Source organism: Actinocorallia aurea (assembly GCF_054783995.1).
This window is the reverse complement of the sequence record NZ_BAAGPQ010000032.1, coordinates 38,455-56,908: the sequence shown is the minus strand read 5'-3', so window position 1 is coordinate 56,908 and position 18,454 is coordinate 38,455. Positions and strand designations below refer to the sequence as shown.

Genomic DNA, 18,454 nt, shown 5'->3' with positions numbered 1-18,454 from the left:
TCTGCGTAGCCGTACGGTGACTCTGCAAGGGTTTCCGGCTGCGCTCCGCGGGCGCGGGGTACGGGGACCCCGAGACCAACGGCAACGCCGCCGACGAAGACCGGGAGCACAGTTGAGCACTGACGGACAGCCGCACATCCTCGCCATCGGCGGCGGGACCTTCGTGGCCAACGGCCGGTTCGGCCTGGACCCGAGCCCGCTGCTGAGGTACGCCTTCGACCTGACGGGGCAGGACCGTCCGCGCGTCTGCTTCCTGGCCACGGCGCTGGGCGACCAGCCCGAGCGCGTCGCCCAGATGTACGAGGCCTTCGGCCGGATGGACGCCGAGGTCACCCACGTCGCGCTGTTCCCCATGCCCAACATGGAGGACCTGCGCGGCCACCTCCTCGCCCAGGACCTCGTGTACGTGACCGGCGGCAGCGTCGTCAACCTGCTCGCCCTGTGGCGCGCGCACGGGCTCGACGAGGTCTTCGCCGAGGTGTGGCGCTCGGGCGTGGTCCTGGCCGGGCAGAGCGCGGGCGCGCTGTGCTGGCACTCCGGCGGCAACACCGACTCCTTCGGTCCCGCGCTGCGTCCGCTGAGCGACGGCCTCGGCCTGCTCCCGTACTCGTGCGGCGTCCACTACGACAGCGACTCCCAGCGCCGTCCGCTGCTGCACTCCTCGATCGCCTCGGGGGAGCTGCCCGACGGCTACGCCGCCGACGAGGGCGTCGCGCTGCACTACGTCGGCACCGAGTTCGTCCAGGCGGTCGGCTACCGCCCGTCCGGCAGGGCGTGGCGGATCGAGCGGGACGGGGCGGGCGTGAAGGAGACCCCGATCGAACCCCGTCAGCTCCGCTGACGACTGGACCCGTCAGCTCCGCTGAGGGCGCGGGCGCACGTCGAGTAGGGTCGTGACGTGATTTTCGTGCATGCGGGCTTCGGCGAACAGGCCGTTCCCTATGAAGCGGGCCTGGCGCTACAGCGCCGCACCCACGAGCGCAGGGTGGCCGACGAGGTCGCCGACACCGTGATCATGCTGGAGCACCAGCCGGTCTACACCGCGGGCAAGCGCACCGAGCCGCTCGATCGGCCGCTGGGCGACCCCGGCGCGCCGGTGATCGACGTGGACCGGGGCGGCAAGATCACCTGGCACGGTCCCGGCCAGCTCACCGTCTACCCGATCGTCCGGCTGCCCGACCCGATCGACGTCGTGGCCTTCGTCCGCAGGATGGAGGAGGCCATGATCGGGGTGCTCGGCGACCTCGGTCTCGAAGGGGTCCGGGTCGAGGGCCGCAGCGGCGTCTGGCTCGTCGACGGGCAGGGCCCGGACCGCAAGCTCGGCTCGGTCGGGCTGCGCGTCTCCCAGGGCGTGACGATGCACGGCATCCAGATCAACTGCGACAACGACCTGAGCTGGTTCGACCGGATCATCCCGTGCGGGATCAGCGACGCGTCGTCCACCTCGCTCACCCGCGAGCTGGGCCGGCCGGTGCCCGTCATGGAGGTGCTGCCGCTCGTCGAGCGGCACATCGCCGAGCAGCTGGGCGCGGCGGAAACCTTCCACCGCACCCTGGCCCAGCTCCAGGACCTCAGCCCATCGTCTTGAACACGCCTTCGCCGCGGTCCGCGGCGTCGGTGAAGAACCGGCCGAGCGCGTCGTAGCCCGGCCGGAACAGCTTGTCGCGCGCGTCCTCGCCCCAGGCGTTGACGCCCTGCACGTCGGCCTCGGCCATCGCGACGAGGTCGAACCGCCGCGAGGGGAAGGGCGTCGCCGCCAGATGGTCGGCGGCGACCTTCACCCGGTCGGGCGACAGGAAGATGACGTCGAAGCCCAGCGCCTCGTTGCCGTCCTCGGTGAGCAGCCGCCCGCCGCAGACGATGTCGGCCTCGGGCGAGCGCCCCTCCCACGGGTCCCCGGTGATCAGGTAGTGCAGTCCCTGCCAGTTGCCGCCCAGGTCGAGCACGCGCCCGTGCTGGGCCTGCCGCCATCCGGCGTTTCCGAACACCCGCCTCGCAAGGTCGCCCGGGTCGGCGCCTCCCTCCACGGGCAGCCTCAAATAGGTCATGGCCAGCGCCACGGCGGATCCTCTCCCTTGCTCCAAGCTTGACAACAGCGAGTCACCCTAGAGAGGTCAACGGCGGCAGGGGGCGCGAATCGCGGGAATCGGCGCTCATGCGCCCCCCGATTGTTATAGAGGGCGTATTTTGACGGCTGTGCCGTAGGCGCAGATCTCCGTCCCGGTGTCGCGCAGGTCGTTGCTCTCGTACCGGACGGCGAGGATCGCGCCCGCGCCCTTGGCCTTCGCCGCGGCGATCAGCCGCTCGCGCGCCTGGAGCCGGAAGTCGTGGAGTTCCCGGGCGAGGCCCTGTGGCTCGCCGCCGAGGAACGTCTTGATCCCCGCCTCGATGCTGGACAGACCGCTGCGGACCATCACGGTGAGACCGAACACATCTCCGATGACCTCGGTGACCTCGTAGCCGGGGATGTCGTTCATGGTGGACACGATCACAGCGGCCGGCCTTCCTTGGGGGGCGTGAGGGGGCCTTTCCTGGACGTACTCTAAACGGGTGAGTGCTGTGGCCCCAGAAGGACGCAAGCTGCTGCGCCTTGAAGTGCGCAACGCAGAGGTTCCGATCGAGAAGAAGCCGCCGTGGATCAAGACGCGGTTGAAGATGGGGCCCCAGTATCGGGAGCTGACCCAGCTCGTCAAGGATGAGGGGCTGCACACGGTCTGCCAGGAGGCGGGCTGCCCCAACATCTTCGAGTGCTGGGAGGACCGCGAGGCGACGTTCCTCATCGGCGGCGACCAGTGCACCCGGCGCTGTGACTTCTGCCAGATCGACACGGGCAAGCCCGCCGAGTACGACACCGGCGAGCCCGTCCGGGTGGCCGAGTCCGTGGCGGCGATGGGGCTGAAGTACGCGACCGTCACCGGTGTCGCCCGCGACGACCTGCCCGACCAGGGCGCGTGGCTGTACGCCGAGACGGTGCGGCAGATCCACCAGGCCGTGCCGGGCTGCGGCGTCGAGCTGCTCGCGCCCGACTTCAACGGGCAGCCCGAGCTACTCGGCCAGGTCTTCGAGGCGGCTCCCGAGGTGTTCGCGCACAACCTGGAGACGGTGCCGCGGATCTTCAAGCGGATCCGGCCGGCATTCCGCTACGAGCGGTCCCTGGACGTCATCACGCAGGGCCGAGCGGCCGGGCTGGTGACGAAGTCGAACCTGATCCTCGGCATGGGCGAGACCCGCGAGGAGGTCTCGGAGGCTCTGCGGGACCTGCACGAGGCGGGCTGCGAGCTGATCACCATCACCCAATACCTGCGGCCCACGCCGCGCCACCATCCCGTGGAGCGGTGGGTCAAGCCCGAGGAGTTCGTCGAGCTCCAGGAAGAGGCGACCGAGATCGGGTTCGCCGGAGTGATGTCCGGACCCCTGGTACGGTCCAGCTACCGCGCGGGACGCCTGTACCGGCAGGCGATCGACGCCCGCGCCGATCACTAGGATGAGCAGCATGGCAGAGAACGAACAGCCCGGGCGGTTCAAGCAGATCCGCATGGTCGCCGGGATGGTGGCCAAGGCCGACCGCAAGGCGCTTCCCATCGTCTTCGGCTCGGCGCTGCTCGCCCTCGCGATCTTCGTGCTGATCGGGATCTTCGTCGGCCAGCTGTGGTTCATGATCCCGCTCGGCGTGATGGTGGCGATCATCGTCGGCCTCGTCGTGTTCGGGCAGTTCGCGCAGCGCACCCAGTACCGCATGCTGGAGGGCCAGATCGGCGCCGCCTACGGCGTCCTGGACACGATGCGCGGCAACTGGGTCGTCACCCCGGCCGTCGCGGGCAACCGCAACATGGACGTGGTGCACCGGGTCGTCGGACGGCCCGGCGTGATCCTGGTGTCGGAGGGGCCGTCGAGCCGGGTCGGGTCGTTGCTGGGCGCGGAGAAGAAGAAGATCTCCCGGCTCGCCTCGGGCGTCGCGATCTACGACATCCAGGTCGGCGACGAAGAAGGCCAGGTTCCGCTGTCGAAGCTGCAGGGCAAGCTCGCCAAGCTGCCGCGCAACCTGACCAAGGCCCAGGTCAACGACCTGAACGACAGGATGCGCGCGCTGCCGCAGCGCCCGGCCGCCCCCGGCGGCCCGGTCCCCAAGGGCGTCCGGATGCCGAAGGGCCCCCGCCCCAGGCGCTGAGCCCCCGAAGACGCACGGAAAAGCCCGCGACCGCCTCGGTCGCGGGCTTTCGGGTCTCCTGGGGGTGCTGACCGTCTGAGACGGGATCGGTGGCGAGGCGGGCTGGTGGCGGGGACGTCGCGAGAGGCCGTGAGCGGGCATCTCCTGGCCTCGACCGACTTGTCGGGCATGTCGGGCTGATCCGAGGGTGTGGGGCGCGTCTGGCGGAGCTCAGGGCCGTACGGGTGAACGTACGGAGACCCCGGCATGGCCGGACGGCGCTCTCCGGGGACGAGAACGGCCGGTCCCCTCGGGGAACCGGCCGGAGGTCGAGGGCGCGGCTAGAGCTCGATCACCGCGGTGTTCGAGGCCCGGTCGTGCAGGCCGCGGTGGTCGCGGTCCCACAGGAGGGCCGGGATGACGAGGCCGAGGAGCAGGGCGCGGGCCGCCGCCCACAGCGGGCCGACGGGGCGGCCGTCCAGGCGGACGACGCGCAGGCCCGCGAGCCGCTTGCCCAGCGTCGTGCCGATCAGCGCGACGCCGATCCAGGCCTGGAGCACGAAGACGACGAGGTTCAGCACCGAGTTCGCCTGGTCCGACCAGCCCAGCATCCCGGCGATCAGCCCCGCGACGAGCATCGAGGCGAACCAGTCGATCAGCAGGGCGACCAGCCGCCGCGCGTAGCCGGCGACCGAACCCGACCCGTTCTTCGGCAGGCCCAGCCGCTCACCGGGATAACCCAGGTCGGCGCCCGCGGTGCGGGCCCCGGTCAGCCACGTGCCGGTCCAGCTCGGACCCTTCTCGTTACCGCTCACCCCACAAAACTACCGGTACCGGCCAGGCGGACTGTCGTGACCCGCGCGCTCGGACGGCGAAGCGTAGGCTGGCACGGGGTTACAAGGATGTGACCTCGCATGATCGGTAGGAACCGCCCGTTTTAGGAGGCTGGATGTTCAGCAGCGCCGAGGAAGTCCTGAGCTACATCCGGGAGGAGGACGTCCAGTTCATCGATGTCCGCTTCGTCGACCTGCCCGGCACGGTGCAGCACTTCACGTTCCCCGCCTCGAACTTCGGCGAGAACGTCTTCACCGACGGCCTGATGTTCGACGGGTCGTCCATCCGCGGATTCCAGGAGATCCACGAATCCGACATGCTCCTGCTGCCGGACCCGTCGACGGCGGTCATCGACCCGTTCCGCCAGCACAAGACGCTCAACATCACCTTCTTCGTGCACGACCCGCTCACGGGCGAGCCCTACAGCCGCGACCCCCGCAACGTCGCCAAGAAGGCCCAGGACTACCTGATCGGCACCGGCATCGCCGACACCGTCTACTTCGGCCCCGAAGCCGAGTTCTACGTCTTCGACGACGTGCGCTTCCGCACCGCCGCGAACGAGGGCTTCTACTTCCTCGACTCGATCGAGGGCGCCTGGAACACCGGACGCAAGGAGGAGGGCGGCAACCTCGGCGCCAAGCCCCCCTACAAGGGCGGCTACTTCCCCGTCCCGCCGATGGACCACTACACCGACCTGCGCTCGGAGATGGTCCAGCAGCTCATCGCCGTCGGCATCGACGTGGAGATGCAGCACCACGAGGTCGGCACCGCGGGCCAGGCCGAGATCGACATCAGGTTCGCGCCGCTGCTCCAGTCGGCCGACCAGCTGATGCTCTACAAGTACGTCGTGAAGAACGTGGCCCGCGCCAACAACAAGGCCGTCACGTTCATGCCGAAGCCGATCTTCGGCGACAACGGCTCGGGCATGCACTGCCACCAGTCGCTGTGGAAGGACGGCAGTCCGCTGTTCTACGACGAGGTCGGCTACGCCGGTCTGTCGGACACGGCCCGCTTCTACATCGGCGGTCTGCTGAAGCACGCGCCCGCCCTGCTGGCGTTCACGAACCCGACGGTGAACAGCTACCACCGCCTGGTCCCGGGCTACGAGGCCCCGGTGAACCTCGTCTACAGCCAGCGCAACCGCTCGGCCTGCATCCGCATCCCGATCACGGGCACGAACCCGAAGGCCAAGCGCATCGAGTTCCGGGTGCCGGACCCGTCCTGCAACCCGTACCTCGCGTTCGCGGCGATGCTCATGGCGGGCCTCGACGGCGTCAAGAACAAGATCGAGCCGGTCGAGCCCGTCGACAAGGACCTCTACGAGCTCCCGCCCGAGGAGGCCCGCGGCATCCCGCAGGTCCCCGGCTCCCTCGACGCCGTCCTCGACGCCCTGGAAGCCGACCACGACTTCCTCCTGGAAGGCGGCGTCTTCACCCAGGACCTCATCGAGACCTGGATCACCTACAAGCGCGAGAACGAACTCGACCCCATCCGCCTCCGCCCCCACCCGCACGAGTTCGAGCTGTACTTCGACGTCTGAGCACTTCGGTAGGTTGCGGCGTTCCCCCTCACAGGGGAGAACGAGAGTCGTAACGACGTCTGAGGGCGGCGGGTAGCGGCGTTCGCCTCCCGGAGGTGAGGCGAGGGACGCATCTGAGCGGGCGTTTGATTGCGCGGTCCACGAGGCCCGCGGCGGGTTCTCCCGCTGCGGGCCTTCTGCGATTTTCGATCATGGAAGCCCGAAACGGTCGGAAAGTCGGGCGGTGCGTGCGGTGCCGGTGGGAGAGTGCCCGCAATGGCGTCGGGTCGAGCGGAGGCGGATGTGGGCGTGCACCAGCGGGCTTTGCGGGTGGCGGGGCTGGGGGCGGCGGGGGTGGTGCTCGCGGTGCTGGTGCCGGGGTTCGCGGTGGTGTTCGGGCCGGGGGCGCGGTCGGCGGGGGACGGCGATCAGTTGGCGGCGGTTCCCCTGGTGGGGGCCTGGCTGGTGGCGGTGCCGATCGTGTATCTGGTGGTGACGCCGCTGCTGCTGCGCTGGGGAAAGGTGCCGTCCGTCGTCGACGAGGTGCTCCTCGGGCCGTGCCTGCTCGTGGCGTACGGGGCCGTCCTGCTGGAGCCGGCGGGCGGCCTGGGGGCGGCCGTCGCCTTGGGGCTCGTCGCGGCCGTGGTGACCTTCGCGGCGACCTCCTATGTGCTCGACCGGCGGACGCCGCGGGCGGCGCGGGTCGCGATCGCGCTGTCCGCGCCCGCGGCCCTGGCGGTGTGGCTCGCCTAGGGCGTGCACGGGAGGGCTCTGACGGCGGGGGCGTGGTACCGCGGAGAGGGTGGTCGCGCTGCTGTGGGGGCCGGCTCGTGGCGTCCTCTGTGCTGGACCAGCGGCCCGGCGTGACAGGTTTATTAGGTTAGGCTAACCTTAGTCTTGCGTCGGCGGGGTGGTCGGCGCGGTTCGGTCGGGGGCCCTCTTCGGGTGTTCGCAGGCGCAAGCCGGGGCGGGCTTCCGGCCGGACGGGAGAAGGACGGGCGCTTCAGCGTGGGCGCGGCGCGATCGGGGGCAGGATGATCGGGGCGAGGTGGGTGCGGGCGAAGGCGCGGGCGGTGCCGGGGTCGTCGAGGGGCGTGAGGGCCGCGGGGGACAGGCAGTAGCTGACGACGGCGCGGGCCAGCACATCGGTGGCCTGCTCCATCGACGGGTAGGAGACGCCCCCCTCGCGCAGGAGCTCCAGGTAGAAGGCGCGCATGAGGGCGATGAGGGGTTCGCCGTGGACGGTGAACGCGGGCAGGAACGGGCCGGGGTCGTCGTGCAGGAGCGGGGAGAGGGCCCCGTTGCGGCAGGCGTCGAGGACTAGGGCGAAGCAGGCCGCGATCTTGTCGGTGAGCAGCGCGTGCCGGGCGGCCTCGTCCTGGCAGCGGCGGTACAGGGCGCGGGCTTCGAGGATGAGGACGGCCGAGACGAGGTCCTGCTTGCTGGAGAACCTGCGGTGGACGGTCACCCGGGAGACTCCGGCGCGTTTGGCGATCTCCTCCATGCGGGCCTTGCGTATGCCGACCTGGAGGAACTCCGCGAGGGCGGCGTCGAGGATGCGTGCGGTGGTGCGGTCGCGGTCGCGCGACGGGCGGGCCAGCACGAGCAACTCCTAGAATCGGGTTCGGATAAGTCTTCCCTTACCGAGGCGTCATGTTACAGAATGCGAAAAACGTAACACTGCTTCAACGTTGAGGTGCTCATGGATCTCGGAACCATCGCGGCTCGGAACCCGGACAAGCCCGCGGTGATCATGACCGGCTCCGGACTGGTCGTGACCTTCAAGGAACTGGACGAGGCCTCCAACCGGCTCGCCCAGGTGTTCCACGCGGCCGGCATCAGGCCCGGCGAGCACATCGCGTTCATGATGGAGAACCGCTGGGAGGCCCTCGCCGTCGCCTGGGCGGCGCAGCGCTCCGGCCTCTACTACACCGCGGTCAGCAACAAGCTCACCCTGGACGAGACCGCCTACATCGTCGACAACTGCGAGGCGAAGGCCTTCATCGCCTCCCCGTCCGTCGCCGAGATCGCGGGCAAGGTCGTGGCCGACAGTCCCAAGCTGCTCGTCAAGCTCATGCCCGAGCAGCCCGCCCCCGGATTCGACTCCTACGAGGACGCGCTGGCCGCCGCGTCGCCCGAACCGCTCGCCGAGCAGTTCGAGGGCGTGGACATGCTCTACTCCTCCGGCACGACCGGACGGCCCAAGGGCATCAAGCCGAAGCTGGAGCGCATCGCCTTCGGCGAGCAGCCCGGCATCCTGTACACGCTCATCCAGATGCTGTTCTCCCCGGACGAGAACTCCGTGTACCTGTGCCCGGCGCCGATCTACCACGCGGCCCCGCTGCGCTACTCGATGGTCTTCCACCGCTTCGGCTCGACCGTCGTCCTCATGGAGAAGTTCGACCCCGAGGACGCCCTCAAGGCGATCGAGCGCTACGGCGTCACCCACAGCCAGTGGGTGCCGACCATGTTCATCCGGCTGCTCAAGCTGCCGGAGGCGACCCGCAAGGCCTACGACCTGTCCTCGCTGAAGTACGCCGTGCACGCGGCCGCACCGTGCCCGGTCCCGGTCAAGCACCAGATGATCGACTGGTGGGGCCCCGTCATCCACGAGTACTACTCGGGCACCGAAGGCAACGTCTTCACCTACACCGACTCGGCTTCCTGGCTCGCCCACCCCGGCAGCGTCGGCAAGCCGATCCTCGGGGAGGTGCATGTGCTCGGGCCGGACGGCGAGGAGGTGTCCGCGGGCGAGACCGGCACCCTCTACTTCGGCAACGGGCCGCAGTTCGAGTACCACGGCGACCCGGAGAAGACCAAGTCGTCCCAGGACCCCCTCGGCCGCGGCTGGACGACCCTCGGCGACATCGGACACGTCGACGAGGACGGATTCCTCTACCTCACCGACCGCCAGTCCCACATGATCATCTCTGGTGGCGTGAACATCTACCCGCAGGAGGCCGAGAACCTCCTCGCGGTGCACCCGAAGGTCGCCGACGTGGCGGTCTTCGGCGTGCCCAACCCGGAGATGGGCGAGGAGGTCAAGGCCGTCGTCCAGCTCTCCGACCCGTCGGAGGCGAGCGACGAGCTGGCGGCCGAGCTGATCGCGTACTGCCGCGAGAACCTCGCCCACTTCAAGTGCCCGAGGTCGCTCGACTTCCGGGACGAGCTGCCGCGCCACCCCACCGGCAAGCTTCTCAAGCGCGTCCTGCGCGACGAATACGCCCAGCAGTCCTAATCAGTTTCGGGAAGGACCCGACATGTCCCCCTCGATCGCCGAGACCGTCGCCCGGCTGCGCGCGACGTTCGCCACGGGTCGGACCAAGCCCGCCGCCTGGCGGCAGCGCCAGCTCGACGCGCTCGGCCGGCTCCTCGTCGAGCGCGAGGACCAGATCGTCGAGGCGCTCTCGGCCGACCTCGGCCGGGAGTCGTTCGAATCCTGGTTCGCCGACATCGCCTCGACCCGCATCGAGCTCGTCGACGCCAAGAAGAGCCTCGGCAAGTGGATGAAGCCGCGCAAGGTGTCGACTCCGCTGTCGATGCAGCCCGGCAAGTCGTGGATCCAGTACGAGCCCCTGGGCGTCGTGCTGGTGATCAGCCCGTGGAACTACCCGTTCTACCTGGCGATCGGCCCGGTCATCGCGGCGCTGGCGGCGGGCAACTGCGTCATCGTCAAGCCGTCCGAGCACGCCCCGGCGACCTCGGCGCTGCTGGCCGAACTGCTCCCGGCCTACCTCGACGCCGACGCCGTCGCCGTCGTGGAAGGCGCGGCCGAGGAGACCCAGGACCTCCTGGACCAGGGGCTGGACCACGTCCTGTTCACCGGTGGGCCCGGCATCGCCAAGGCGATCATGGCGGGCGCGGCCAAGCACCTCACTCCGGTGACCTTGGAGCTGGGGGGCAAGAGCCCGGTCATCGTCACCAAGGGCACCGACCTCGCGGTCGCGGCCCGGCGCGTCGCCTACGGCAAGCACCTGAACGCGGGCCAGACCTGCATCGCGCCCGACTACGTGCTGGCCGACCGGGCGGTCGCCGAGGACTTCGCCAAGGAGGTCGCCAAGGCCGTCGACTCGATGACCGAGGGGACCGAGGGCAAGGCGCGGCCGATCGTCAACGAGCGGCACGCGGCGCGCCTCGCGGGCCTGCTCGACGGGCACGGCGGCAAGGTCGTGCACGGCGGCGGGTCCGAGCCGGACGCCAAGAAGGTCGACTTCACCGTGGTCCTCGACCCGGACACCGACTCGCCGCTCATGACCGAGGAGATCTTCGGCCCGATCCTGCCGGTCGTCTCCTACGGCTCGTTCGGCGAGGCGCTGGAGTTCATCCGCTCCCGGCCGAAGCCGCTCGCGGCATACCTGTTCAGCCCGTCCAAGGAGGACGAGCGCAAGTTCCTCGCCGACGTCTCGGCGGGCGGCGCGGTGATCAACCAGGTCGGCTACCACGTGCTGAACCCGAACCTGCCGTTCGGCGGCGTCGGCAACAGCGGCATGGGCGCCTACCACGGCGAGTTCGGCTTCGAGGTGTTCAGCCACCGCAAGGCCGTCATGCGCAAGGGCACGTCGCCCGACCCGAAGTTCATCTACCCGCCGTACACCGAGTCGACGAAGAAGCTGCTCCGCCGCCTCCTCTGACGCCGCCCCCTCTGACGCGTCCTCCGGCGCCCCGCGCAGGCGCCGGACGAAGCTCGCGACGGCCCGATCCCGCCACCCCGGGGATCGGGCCTCCTCGCTCAGTGCGCGAACATCGCGCGCAGGGCGGGCCCCAGGGACGGGTCGGCGAAGTCGAAGCCGTCGGCGAGCAGCCGGGTCGGCACGACCCGCTGGCTGACGAGCGGGCCCTCGTCGGCGAACTCGCGCAGTGCCAGCCGCATCAGCGGCGCGGGCACCGCGAGGAACGACGGGCGGCCCAGCGCTCCGGCGAGCTCCTTGGTGAACTCGGCGTTCGTGACGGGTTCCGGCGCGGTGAGATCGACCGGCCCCGACAGCTCGGAGCCCAGCAGATGGGCGAGCGCGCGGACCTCGTCGCGCAGGGTGATCCAGCTCATCCACTGCCGCCCGCCGCCGAGCCGCGCGCCGAGCCCGAACCGGAACAGCGGCAGCAGCGGCTTCAGCATGCCGCCCTCGCGCGCCAGCACGATCCCGGTCCGCGGATGCACGACCCGGATCCCGGCCGCCGCGGCTGGGGAGGCGGCGCCCTCCCAGTCGGCGACGACCTGGGCGAGGAAGCCGCCGCCCTGCGGATCCTCCTCGTCGCGCACGTCCCCGCCGGTCGAGCCGTAGAAGCCGACGGCGGACCCGCTGACGAACACGCGCGGCGGCGCGTCGAGTTCCGTGAGCGTGTGCGCGAGGAGGGCGGTGCCCTTCACCCTGCTGTCACGGATCTTCTTCTTGTAGGCGTCGGTCCACGGCCGGTCGCCGATGCCCGCGCCCGCCAGATGGATGACGGCGTCGAGACCCTCCAGCCCGGTGCCGTCGATCCGGCCCGCCGAAGGGTCCCAGAACACCTCGCGGGAATGCCGCGGCTCGCGCCGTACCAGCGTGGAAACGGCGAAGCCCGCACCGCGCAGATGCGCGGCGAGGGCTCCGCCGATCAGTCCTGAGGCACCCGAGATGATCGCTCGCATGCCCGAAGACTAGCCCTTACGAGCCGGGATGATCTTCTACAGGCCGAGCTCCGACTCGAAGTGGCCTTCCTCGAGCCGCGCCTTGATCGTACTGAGGAAGCGGGCCGCGTCGGCGCCGTCCACGATCCGGTGGTCGTAGGTGAGGGCCAGGTAGACCATGGAGCGGATCGCGATGACCTCGCCCAGGGCCTCGTCGTTCACCACGACCGGGCGCTTGACGACCGCGCCGGTGCCGAGGATGCCGACCTGCGGCTGGTTGATGATCGGCGTGTCGAACAGGGCGCCGCGGCTGCCGGTGTTGGTCAGCGTGAAGGTGCCGCCGCCCAGCTCGTCCGGGCTGACCCGGTTGGTCCGGGTGCGCTCGGCGAGGTCGGAGATCTTGCGGGCGATCCCGGCGAGGTTGAGCTCGCCGGCGTCCTTGATCACCGGGACGATGAGGCCCTTGTCGGTGTCCACCGCGACGCCGAGGTGCTCGGCCTCGTGGTAGGTGACGGTGTTCTCGGCCGAGTCGATGACCGCGTTGACGTTCGGGTGCGCCTTCAGGGCCTCGATGGTGGCGAGGGCGAAGAACGGCAGGAACGACAGCTTGACGCCCTCGCGGGCTTGGAAGTCGGCCTTGGCGCGGTCGCGCAGGCGGGCGATCTTGGTGACGTCCACCTCGACGACGCTCGTCAGCTGGGCGGAGACCTGGAGGGACTCCACCATGCGGCGGGCGATGGTCTGGCGCAGGCGCGACATCTTCTCGGTCGTGCCGCGCTTGGCCGCGGCGGCGGCCGGAACCGCGGCAGGGGCCGGGGCGGCGGCAGGAGCGGGCGCTGCGGCGGCAGCGGCGGCCGGGGCGGCGGCCGGAGCCGGAGCGGCGGCCTTGGCCTTGGCGGCGGCGTCCTGGACGTCCTGCTTGCGGATGCGTCCGCCGACGCCGGTGCCGGTGACGGCGGCGAGGTCGACGCCCAGCTCCGCGGCCATCTTGCGGACCAGCGGGGTCACGTAGGCGCCTTCGGCCTCGACGGCCGGGGCGGCAGCGGCGGCCGGGGCGGCGGCGGGCGCGGCGGCCGGCCACGCGGCGGGAGCCGGCTCGGGCTCGGGCGCGGGGGCCGGAGCGGCGGCCACGGGGGTCGGCGCGGGAGCCGGGGTCGGGGCCGGGGCGGGCGGGGCCAGGGGAGCCGGCGCGGGCTCGGGCTCAGGCTCGGGAGCCGGAGCGGCGGCGGGCGCGGCGGCCGGAGCCGGGGCCTCGCCCGCGTCGGAAATGGTCGCCAGCAGGGCGCCGACCTCAACGGTCTCGTCCTCGGCGACGGCGATGCTGGTCAGCACACCCGCGGCCGGGGAGGGGATCTCGGTGTCGACCTTGTCGGTCGACACTTCGAGGAGGGGCTCGTCGACCTCGACGGTCTCCCCCTCCTTCTTGAGCCAGCGGGTGACGGTGCCCTCGGTGACGCTCTCGCCGAGCTGGGGCATGGTGACGGAGACCGGCATGGTTCTCAGCGACTCCTTGATCTAACTGCTTTTTGGCTGTGTCAGCCGTGGATGGGTCGGCTGGGTCAGCCGTGGACGTGCAGGGGCTTGCCGGCGAGCGCGAGTGCGGCCTCGCCGACGGCCTCGGACTGGGTGGGGTGCGCGTGGATGAGCTGCGCGACCTCGGAGGGGAGGGCCTCCCAGTTGTAGAGCAGCTGGCCTTCGGTGACCAGCTCGCCGACGCGCGCGCCCACCATGTGGACGCCGAGGATCGGCCCGTCGACCTCGGCGATCATCTTGACCTCGCCCGCGGTGCCCAGGATCTTGCTCTTGGGGTTGCCCGCGAGGTCGTAGGTGACCTCCTTGATCTCCTTGCCGAGCTCACGCGCCTTCGCGGAGGTGATGCCGACGGAGGCGACCTCGGGGTTGGAGTACGTGATGCGCGGCACGCCGTCGTAGTCGATCGGGGTCGGGTTGAGGCCCGCGACCCGCTCGGCGACCAGGATGCCCTCGGCGAAGCCGACGTGGGCGAGCTGGAGGGTCGGGATGAGGTCGCCGACCGCGGAGATGGTCGGGACCGAGGTCTGGCAGTACTCGTCCACGATCACGTAGCCGCGGTCGAGGTGCACACCGGCCTCTTCGAAGCCCAGGCCCTGGGAGACCGGGCCACGGCCGACGGCGACGAGCAGCAGCTCGGCGTCGATCGTCTTGCCGTTCTCCAGGCTGACCGACACGCCGGTGTCGGTCGTCTTGGCGCCGGCGAAGCGGACGCCGATCTCGAACTTGATGCCCCGCTTGCGGAAGGCCCGCTCCAGGCGCTTGGAGGAGGACTCCTCCTCCAGCGGCAGCAGGTGCGGGAGCGCCTCGACGATGGTCACCTCGGCGCCGAAGGAGCGCCAGACGGAGGCGAACTCGACGCCGATGACGCCGCCGCCGAGGATCACCACGGAGGCCGGGACGCGGTCGAGCTCCAGGGCGTGGTCGCTGGAGATGATCCGGTTGCCGTCGATCTCCAGGCCCGGAAGGGACTTGGGCACCGAGCCGGTGGCCAGCAGGATGTGGTCGCCCTCGTAGACGTCGTCGCCGACGGCCACGGTGGTGGCCGAGGCCAGGCGGCCGAAGCCGTTGACGACGTCGATGCCCTTGGCCTTGATCAGGCCGGTGAGGCCCTTGACCGTCGTGGAGACGATCTTGTTCTTGTACCCCTGCACGCCTTCGACGTCGATGCCCTCGAACGTCGCCTTGATGCCGTAGGTCTTCGCCTCGTTGATCTCGTCGGCGACCTCGGCCGCGTGCAACAGCGCCTTGGTGGGGATGCAGCCCCGGTTCAGGCAGGTGCCTCCGAGGTTGGCGTCCTTCTCGATCAAGGCGACGCGCATGCCCAGCTCGGACGCGCGTAGCGCCGCGGCGTAGCCCCCGCTCCCGCCTCCGAGTACGACGAGGTCGTACGGGCCCTTGTTCGCCACTGGATTACTCCTTATAAGCCGATCTACGCTGAACGACCCGGCGGGGTGTAGCCGAGAAATGCCAGGTAGGACAATCTTTTCACTTGTACTGACCGGTAGGGCCGGGGTGTGGAGATGAGACGGGTCACAGGTTCCCGTCGGCCACTTCCTCGGCCAGACGGACGAGGGTCCGGGTCGCGGCCCCCGTCCCGCCCTTGGGGGTGTAACCGTAGGCCTCGCCCTTGTTGTAGGCGGGGCCGGCGATGTCCAGATGGGCCCAACGGACTCCGTCCGGCACGAATTCCTTGAGGAAGACGCCGGCGGCGAGCATGCCGCCCCAGCGCTCGCTCGGGATGTTGGCGATGTCGGCGACGGGGGAGTCGAAGCCCTTGCGGAGCTCCTCCGGCAGCGGCATGCCCCACGACGGCTCGCCGACGGCCTCGGCCGCGGCGACGATCTTGTCGCGCACGTCGTCGTCGTTGGCCATGACGCCGGTGAGGCGCACGCCGAGCGCGACGAGCGCGGCGCCGGTGAGGGTGGCGACGTCGACGAGCAGGTGCGGGGTGTCCTCGGCCGAGCGGACGATCGCGTCGGCCATGACGAGGCGGCCTTCGGCGTCGGTGTTGAGCACCTCGACGGTCTTGCCGCCGTACATGGTGATGACGTCGGAGGGGCGCTGCGCGGTGCCGGACGGCATGTTCTCCGCGATCGTCAGGTAGCCGATCACGTTGACCTTCGGCTTCAGCGCCGCGATGGCCTGGAGTGCGCCCAGGACGGCGCCCGCGCCGCCCATGTCGGACTTCATCCAGTCCATGCCCTCGGCGGGCTTGATCGAGATGCCGCCGGTGTCGAAGGTGATGCCCTTGCCGACGAACACGACGTTCTTGTCGGCCTCGGGGTGGGTGTAGGCCAGGCGCACCAGGCGGGGCGGGTTCACCGAGCCCTGCCCGACGCCGACGAGGCCGCCGTAGCCGCCGTCGACCAGCGCCTTCTCGTCGAGGATCTCGACGCCGAGGCCGGACGCCTTGGCGACGCGGTCGGCGACGTCGGCGAGGTCCTCGGGGGACAGGTGGGACGGCGGGGTGTTCACGAGGTCGCGCACGAGGGTGACGGCCTCGGCGATCGCGGTGTCCTGTGCGACGCGCGCGGCGGCCTCGGCCGGGGCGGCGAGCAGGAGTTCGCCGACGGTCTCGGGCTGCTCGCCGGTGCGGTAGCGGGCGAAGGCGTAGTTGCCCAGCAGCGCGCCGGTCGCGATCGCGGAGGCCGCGTCGGCGTCGGCGGCGGGCAGGGCGAGGGCGACCTTCGCGGAGCCCGCGAGCGCCCGCACTGCCGCGCCCGCGGCGCGGCGCAGCGTCTCGGCGGACGGGTCCCCGCCCAGCCCGGCGGCCACGACGACCTTGGCGGGCAGCGCGCCGAGGGTCGGGAGCTTGTGCACCTCACCGGCCTTGCCGGTCGCGCCGACGGCCTTGAGCGCCTCCACGAGGCGCCCGCCCAGGGCCTCGTCGACCCCGGCGGCGCCAGGCGCCAGCTCGGGACCGGGCAGGAGGCCGACGACGACCGCGTCGACGTCCAGGGAGGCCGGTTCGTTCTGGGTGAGGTTGAGAATCGTCGTCACGTCTCTCGACATTACTCGCCCCCCGCACCGGATTTCGCCGTTTCGATCAAGCGTCGCGGTCGGATCACTTACCGAGAGTGAGCACTATCAGGGTCGTGGTCACGGTGAGTTCGCACAGTGCGCCCAGTACGTCGCCGCTGATCCCGCCGAACCTGCGCACCAGGTGGCGGCGGAACAGGCCTGCCGCGAGGAGGCCGGCGAGGGGCGCGAGCGCGTAGGGCAGAGCCTCCCTCGGGGAGCCGGTCCAGGCGAAGGCGGCGAGGCCGGAGACGGCGAGGACCGCGCCGGTCAGCAGGGTCGCCGGGCCCCGCGCGACGGTTCCGGCGACCATCGAGCCGAGGCCGTCCGGACGGGCCGCCGGGACCCCGGGCGCGCAGGCGCGGACGATCGCGGCCCGGCCCGCGACGGCGGCGACCGCGAGCGCCAGGGCAGGGTGGTCGGTCGCGGTCACGGCGGCGATCTGCGCCAGGGCGGTGAAGGTGAGCGTGAGCACACCGAAGGGTCCGATATCGGACTTCTTCATGATCTCCAGGGCGGTCTCCGCGGGCCGTCCGCTGCCCAGGCCGTCGGCGACGTCGGCGAGGCCGTCCCAGTGCAGGCCGCGCGTCAGCACCGCGCCGAGCCCGACGGCGAGGACGGCGGCGAGCAGGGGGCCGGCCCCGGCGAGGTCGAGCGCGAAGAACAGGGCGCCCTGGCACACACCGATGGCGAGCCCGACCAGCGGCGCGAGCCGCATGGCCGCGCCGAACTCCGCCCGGCCGGCCCGCGCGTAGCGGACGGGCAGCACGCTGAGCAGACCGAACGAAAGCCGCAACCCCACAGGAACCTCCACGGCCGCCGACCCTACCTCTCGGGGCCGCCGCAGCAGTCGGCTTTCACAGCTCCAGGACTCGGCCCGCGACGACGAGGGCCGCCGACTCCGATGCGGCGGCGAGCCGCTGGTTGACGTCGCCGAGGAGGTCCCGGAAGAGCCGCCCGGCCCGGTTGTCGGGCACGAGAGAGAGGCCGACCTCGTCCGAGACCGCCACGACGATGGCGGAGGCGGCCCGCCAGGACGCGGTCAAGGACTCCAGGCGGGGGAGCACCGCACCGGGGGACTCCCAGGCTCCGGTCTCGTCCATCGCCGCTGCTAGCCAGGTGCCCATGCCGTCGATGAGCAGCGCGCCTTCGGCCCGGGAGAGTACGGCGTCCAGGTCCGTCGTCTCCAGGGTGCGCCACCGGCCGGGGCGGCGGTCTCGGTGCGCCCCTACGCGGCGCGCCCAATCCGGATCGGAGTCCCCGGTCGGGCCCGTCGCCACGTACGTGACGTCCGGGTGGGCGATGAGGCGCATCTCCGCCTCGGCGGACTTGCCCGAGCGGGAACCGCCGAGCAGGAGCGTCCGGTGAGGGCCTCGCACCGGGGAGGTCCAGAAGGCGAGCCTGCGGGCCAGTTCCGCTTCGTCGCGGACCCTGTGGTCCACGTGGATCGCGCGGACGGCCGTCTCAGACACGACCGCGCCCAGCGCGCGCAGGGCGCCCAGGTGGGACGGATCGGCGAGAAGGTCCAGAAGGACCGCGTCGTAGACGACGCCGTCCTCCGGTTCCGGAAGGCCGCCGGGATCGGCGCACAGCAGCCTTCCGCCGCCCGGCGCGTCCGCCGCGAACCCGCCGGAGACCCGCCGGGCCTCCAGCCGCTCCAGCGGCACCCCGTCGACCCGGGCGCGGAACGGCGCGTGCGGCGCGGCCCGCGCCGACCGGCAGGAGGCGCAGCGGCAGTCCGGGACGGGCCAGCCCCCGGGTGCGGCGTCACCGTCTATCGCGAGGTCCACCCGACTATGAT

Annotated in this window: 18 protein-coding genes; 8 read left to right on the top strand and 10 right to left on the bottom strand. The window is 71.1% G+C overall.

The window, feature by feature from the left end; genetic code table 11:
* The first annotated feature begins 112 nt into the window (after positions 1–112).
* Together ACYVOM_RS35030 and lipB are read left to right on the top strand one after the other, a co-directional pair.
* The gene (locus tag ACYVOM_RS35030; protein ID WP_460307882.1) at positions 113–841 is read left to right on the top strand and encodes a Type 1 glutamine amidotransferase-like domain-containing protein; all 729 of its coding nucleotides are present in this window, start codon (positions 113–115) and stop codon (positions 839–841) included.
* A gap of 57 nt (positions 842–898) precedes the next feature.
* Positions 899–1,588, top strand: a complete 690-nt coding sequence (lipB, locus tag ACYVOM_RS35025; protein ID WP_460307881.1) for a lipoyl(octanoyl) transferase LipB — start codon at positions 899–901, stop codon at positions 1,586–1,588.
* Here the strand turns inward: lipB and ACYVOM_RS35020 are convergent.
* Together ACYVOM_RS35020 and ACYVOM_RS35015 are read right to left on the bottom strand one after the other, a co-directional pair.
* A complete protein-coding gene (locus ACYVOM_RS35020) occupies positions 1,572–2,060 on the bottom strand; it encodes a DUF1877 family protein (RefSeq protein WP_460307880.1) in 489 nt (162 codons plus the stop codon). The genes lipB and ACYVOM_RS35020 overlap by 17 nt on opposite strands.
* A gap of 111 nt (positions 2,061–2,171) precedes the next feature.
* Complete coding sequence (locus tag ACYVOM_RS35015) at positions 2,172–2,492, bottom strand: heavy metal-binding domain-containing protein (protein ID WP_211359576.1); 321 nt, start codon at positions 2,490–2,492, stop codon at positions 2,172–2,174.
* 58 nt (positions 2,493–2,550) lie between these two features.
* Between ACYVOM_RS35015 and lipA the strand changes: the two genes are divergently transcribed.
* Both lipA and ACYVOM_RS35005 read left to right on the top strand, forming a co-directional pair.
* Complete coding sequence (lipA, locus tag ACYVOM_RS35010; RefSeq protein ID WP_460307879.1) at positions 2,551–3,483, top strand: lipoyl synthase; 933 nt, start codon at positions 2,551–2,553, stop codon at positions 3,481–3,483.
* Positions 3,484–3,493: 10 nt separating this feature from the next.
* On the top strand, positions 3,494–4,168 hold the full coding sequence (locus ACYVOM_RS35005) for a DUF4191 domain-containing protein (RefSeq protein ID WP_460307878.1): 675 nt from the start codon (positions 3,494–3,496) through the stop codon (positions 4,166–4,168).
* A gap of 320 nt (positions 4,169–4,488) precedes the next feature.
* Here the strand turns inward: ACYVOM_RS35005 and ACYVOM_RS35000 are convergent, their stop codons facing one another.
* Positions 4,489–4,962, bottom strand: a complete 474-nt coding sequence (locus ACYVOM_RS35000) for an RDD family protein (protein ID WP_460307877.1) — start codon at positions 4,960–4,962, stop codon at positions 4,489–4,491.
* Between the two features lie 134 nt (positions 4,963–5,096).
* On the opposite strand from ACYVOM_RS35000, the gene glnA reads away from it, so the two are divergent.
* A complete protein-coding gene (gene glnA, locus ACYVOM_RS34995; protein ID WP_460307876.1) occupies positions 5,097–6,521 on the top strand; it encodes a type I glutamate--ammonia ligase in 1,425 nt (474 codons plus the stop codon).
* A gap of 255 nt (positions 6,522–6,776) precedes the next feature.
* Complete coding sequence (locus ACYVOM_RS34990; protein ID WP_460307875.1) at positions 6,777–7,253, top strand: hypothetical protein; 477 nt, start codon at positions 6,777–6,779, stop codon at positions 7,251–7,253.
* A 250-nt stretch (positions 7,254–7,503) separates the two neighbouring features.
* Here ACYVOM_RS34990 and ACYVOM_RS34985 read toward each other — a convergent pair whose 3' ends face one another.
* The gene (locus ACYVOM_RS34985) at positions 7,504–8,103 is read right to left on the bottom strand and encodes a TetR/AcrR family transcriptional regulator (protein WP_460307874.1); all 600 of its coding nucleotides are present in this window, start codon (positions 8,101–8,103) and stop codon (positions 7,504–7,506) included.
* A 99-nt stretch (positions 8,104–8,202) separates the two neighbouring features.
* On the opposite strand from ACYVOM_RS34985, the gene ACYVOM_RS34980 reads away from it, so the two are divergent.
* Together ACYVOM_RS34980 and ACYVOM_RS34975 are read left to right on the top strand one after the other, a co-directional pair.
* Positions 8,203–9,738: an acyl-CoA synthetase gene (locus tag ACYVOM_RS34980; protein ID WP_460307873.1), complete on the top strand. Its 1,536-nt coding sequence runs from the start codon at positions 8,203–8,205 to the stop codon at positions 9,736–9,738.
* A 22-nt stretch (positions 9,739–9,760) separates the two neighbouring features.
* Positions 9,761–11,131 (top strand): aldehyde dehydrogenase family protein, encoded by a 1,371-nt coding sequence (locus tag ACYVOM_RS34975; RefSeq protein ID WP_460307872.1) that lies wholly within the window; start codon positions 9,761–9,763, stop codon positions 11,129–11,131.
* Between the two features lie 98 nt (positions 11,132–11,229).
* On the opposite strand, the gene ACYVOM_RS34970 is transcribed toward ACYVOM_RS34975, so the two are convergent.
* From ACYVOM_RS34970 to ACYVOM_RS34945, 6 genes are all read right to left on the bottom strand, one after another.
* Positions 11,230–12,123, bottom strand: coding sequence for a TIGR01777 family oxidoreductase (locus ACYVOM_RS34970; protein ID WP_460307871.1), 894 nt, complete (start codon positions 12,121–12,123; stop codon positions 11,230–11,232).
* Between the two features lie 36 nt (positions 12,124–12,159).
* Entirely contained in the window at positions 12,160–13,596 is a 1,437-nt protein-coding gene (sucB, locus tag ACYVOM_RS34965; protein ID WP_460307870.1) for a 2-oxoglutarate dehydrogenase, E2 component, dihydrolipoamide succinyltransferase, read from the bottom strand.
* A gap of 65 nt (positions 13,597–13,661) precedes the next feature.
* Positions 13,662–15,041, bottom strand: coding sequence for a dihydrolipoyl dehydrogenase (gene lpdA, locus ACYVOM_RS34960; RefSeq protein ID WP_460307869.1), 1,380 nt, complete (start codon positions 15,039–15,041; stop codon positions 13,662–13,664).
* 124 nt (positions 15,042–15,165) lie between these two features.
* Positions 15,166–16,635, bottom strand: a complete 1,470-nt coding sequence (locus tag ACYVOM_RS34955) for a leucyl aminopeptidase (protein WP_460307868.1) — start codon at positions 16,633–16,635, stop codon at positions 15,166–15,168.
* 64 nt (positions 16,636–16,699) lie between these two features.
* A complete protein-coding gene (locus ACYVOM_RS34950) occupies positions 16,700–17,455 on the bottom strand; it encodes an adenosylcobinamide-GDP ribazoletransferase (protein ID WP_460307867.1) in 756 nt (251 codons plus the stop codon).
* Positions 17,456–17,510: 55 nt separating this feature from the next.
* Entirely contained in the window at positions 17,511–18,443 is a 933-nt protein-coding gene (locus ACYVOM_RS34945) for a bifunctional adenosylcobinamide kinase/adenosylcobinamide-phosphate guanylyltransferase (protein WP_460307866.1), read from the bottom strand.
* Between the last annotated feature and the right edge of the window lie 11 nt (positions 18,444–18,454).

What these genes read in the sequence shown, in the direction of transcription:
- sucB (WP_460307870.1), bottom strand. Translation starts at nt 13,596, where the DNA reads ATGCCGGTCTCCGTCACCATGCCCCAGCTCGGCGAGAGCGTCACCGAG.
- ACYVOM_RS34980 (WP_460307873.1), top strand. Translation starts at nt 8,203, where the DNA reads ATGGATCTCGGAACCATCGCGGCTCGGAACCCGGACAAGCCCGCGGTG.
- ACYVOM_RS34970 (WP_460307871.1), bottom strand. Translation starts at nt 12,123, where the DNA reads ATGCGAGCGATCATCTCGGGTGCCTCAGGACTGATCGGCGGAGCCCTC.
- ACYVOM_RS34990 (WP_460307875.1), top strand. Translation starts at nt 6,777, where the DNA reads ATGGCGTCGGGTCGAGCGGAGGCGGATGTGGGCGTGCACCAGCGGGCT.
- glnA (WP_460307876.1), top strand. Translation starts at nt 5,097, where the DNA reads ATGTTCAGCAGCGCCGAGGAAGTCCTGAGCTACATCCGGGAGGAGGAC.
- ACYVOM_RS35005 (WP_460307878.1), top strand. Translation starts at nt 3,494, where the DNA reads ATGGCAGAGAACGAACAGCCCGGGCGGTTCAAGCAGATCCGCATGGTC.
- ACYVOM_RS34975 (WP_460307872.1), top strand. Translation starts at nt 9,761, where the DNA reads ATGTCCCCCTCGATCGCCGAGACCGTCGCCCGGCTGCGCGCGACGTTC.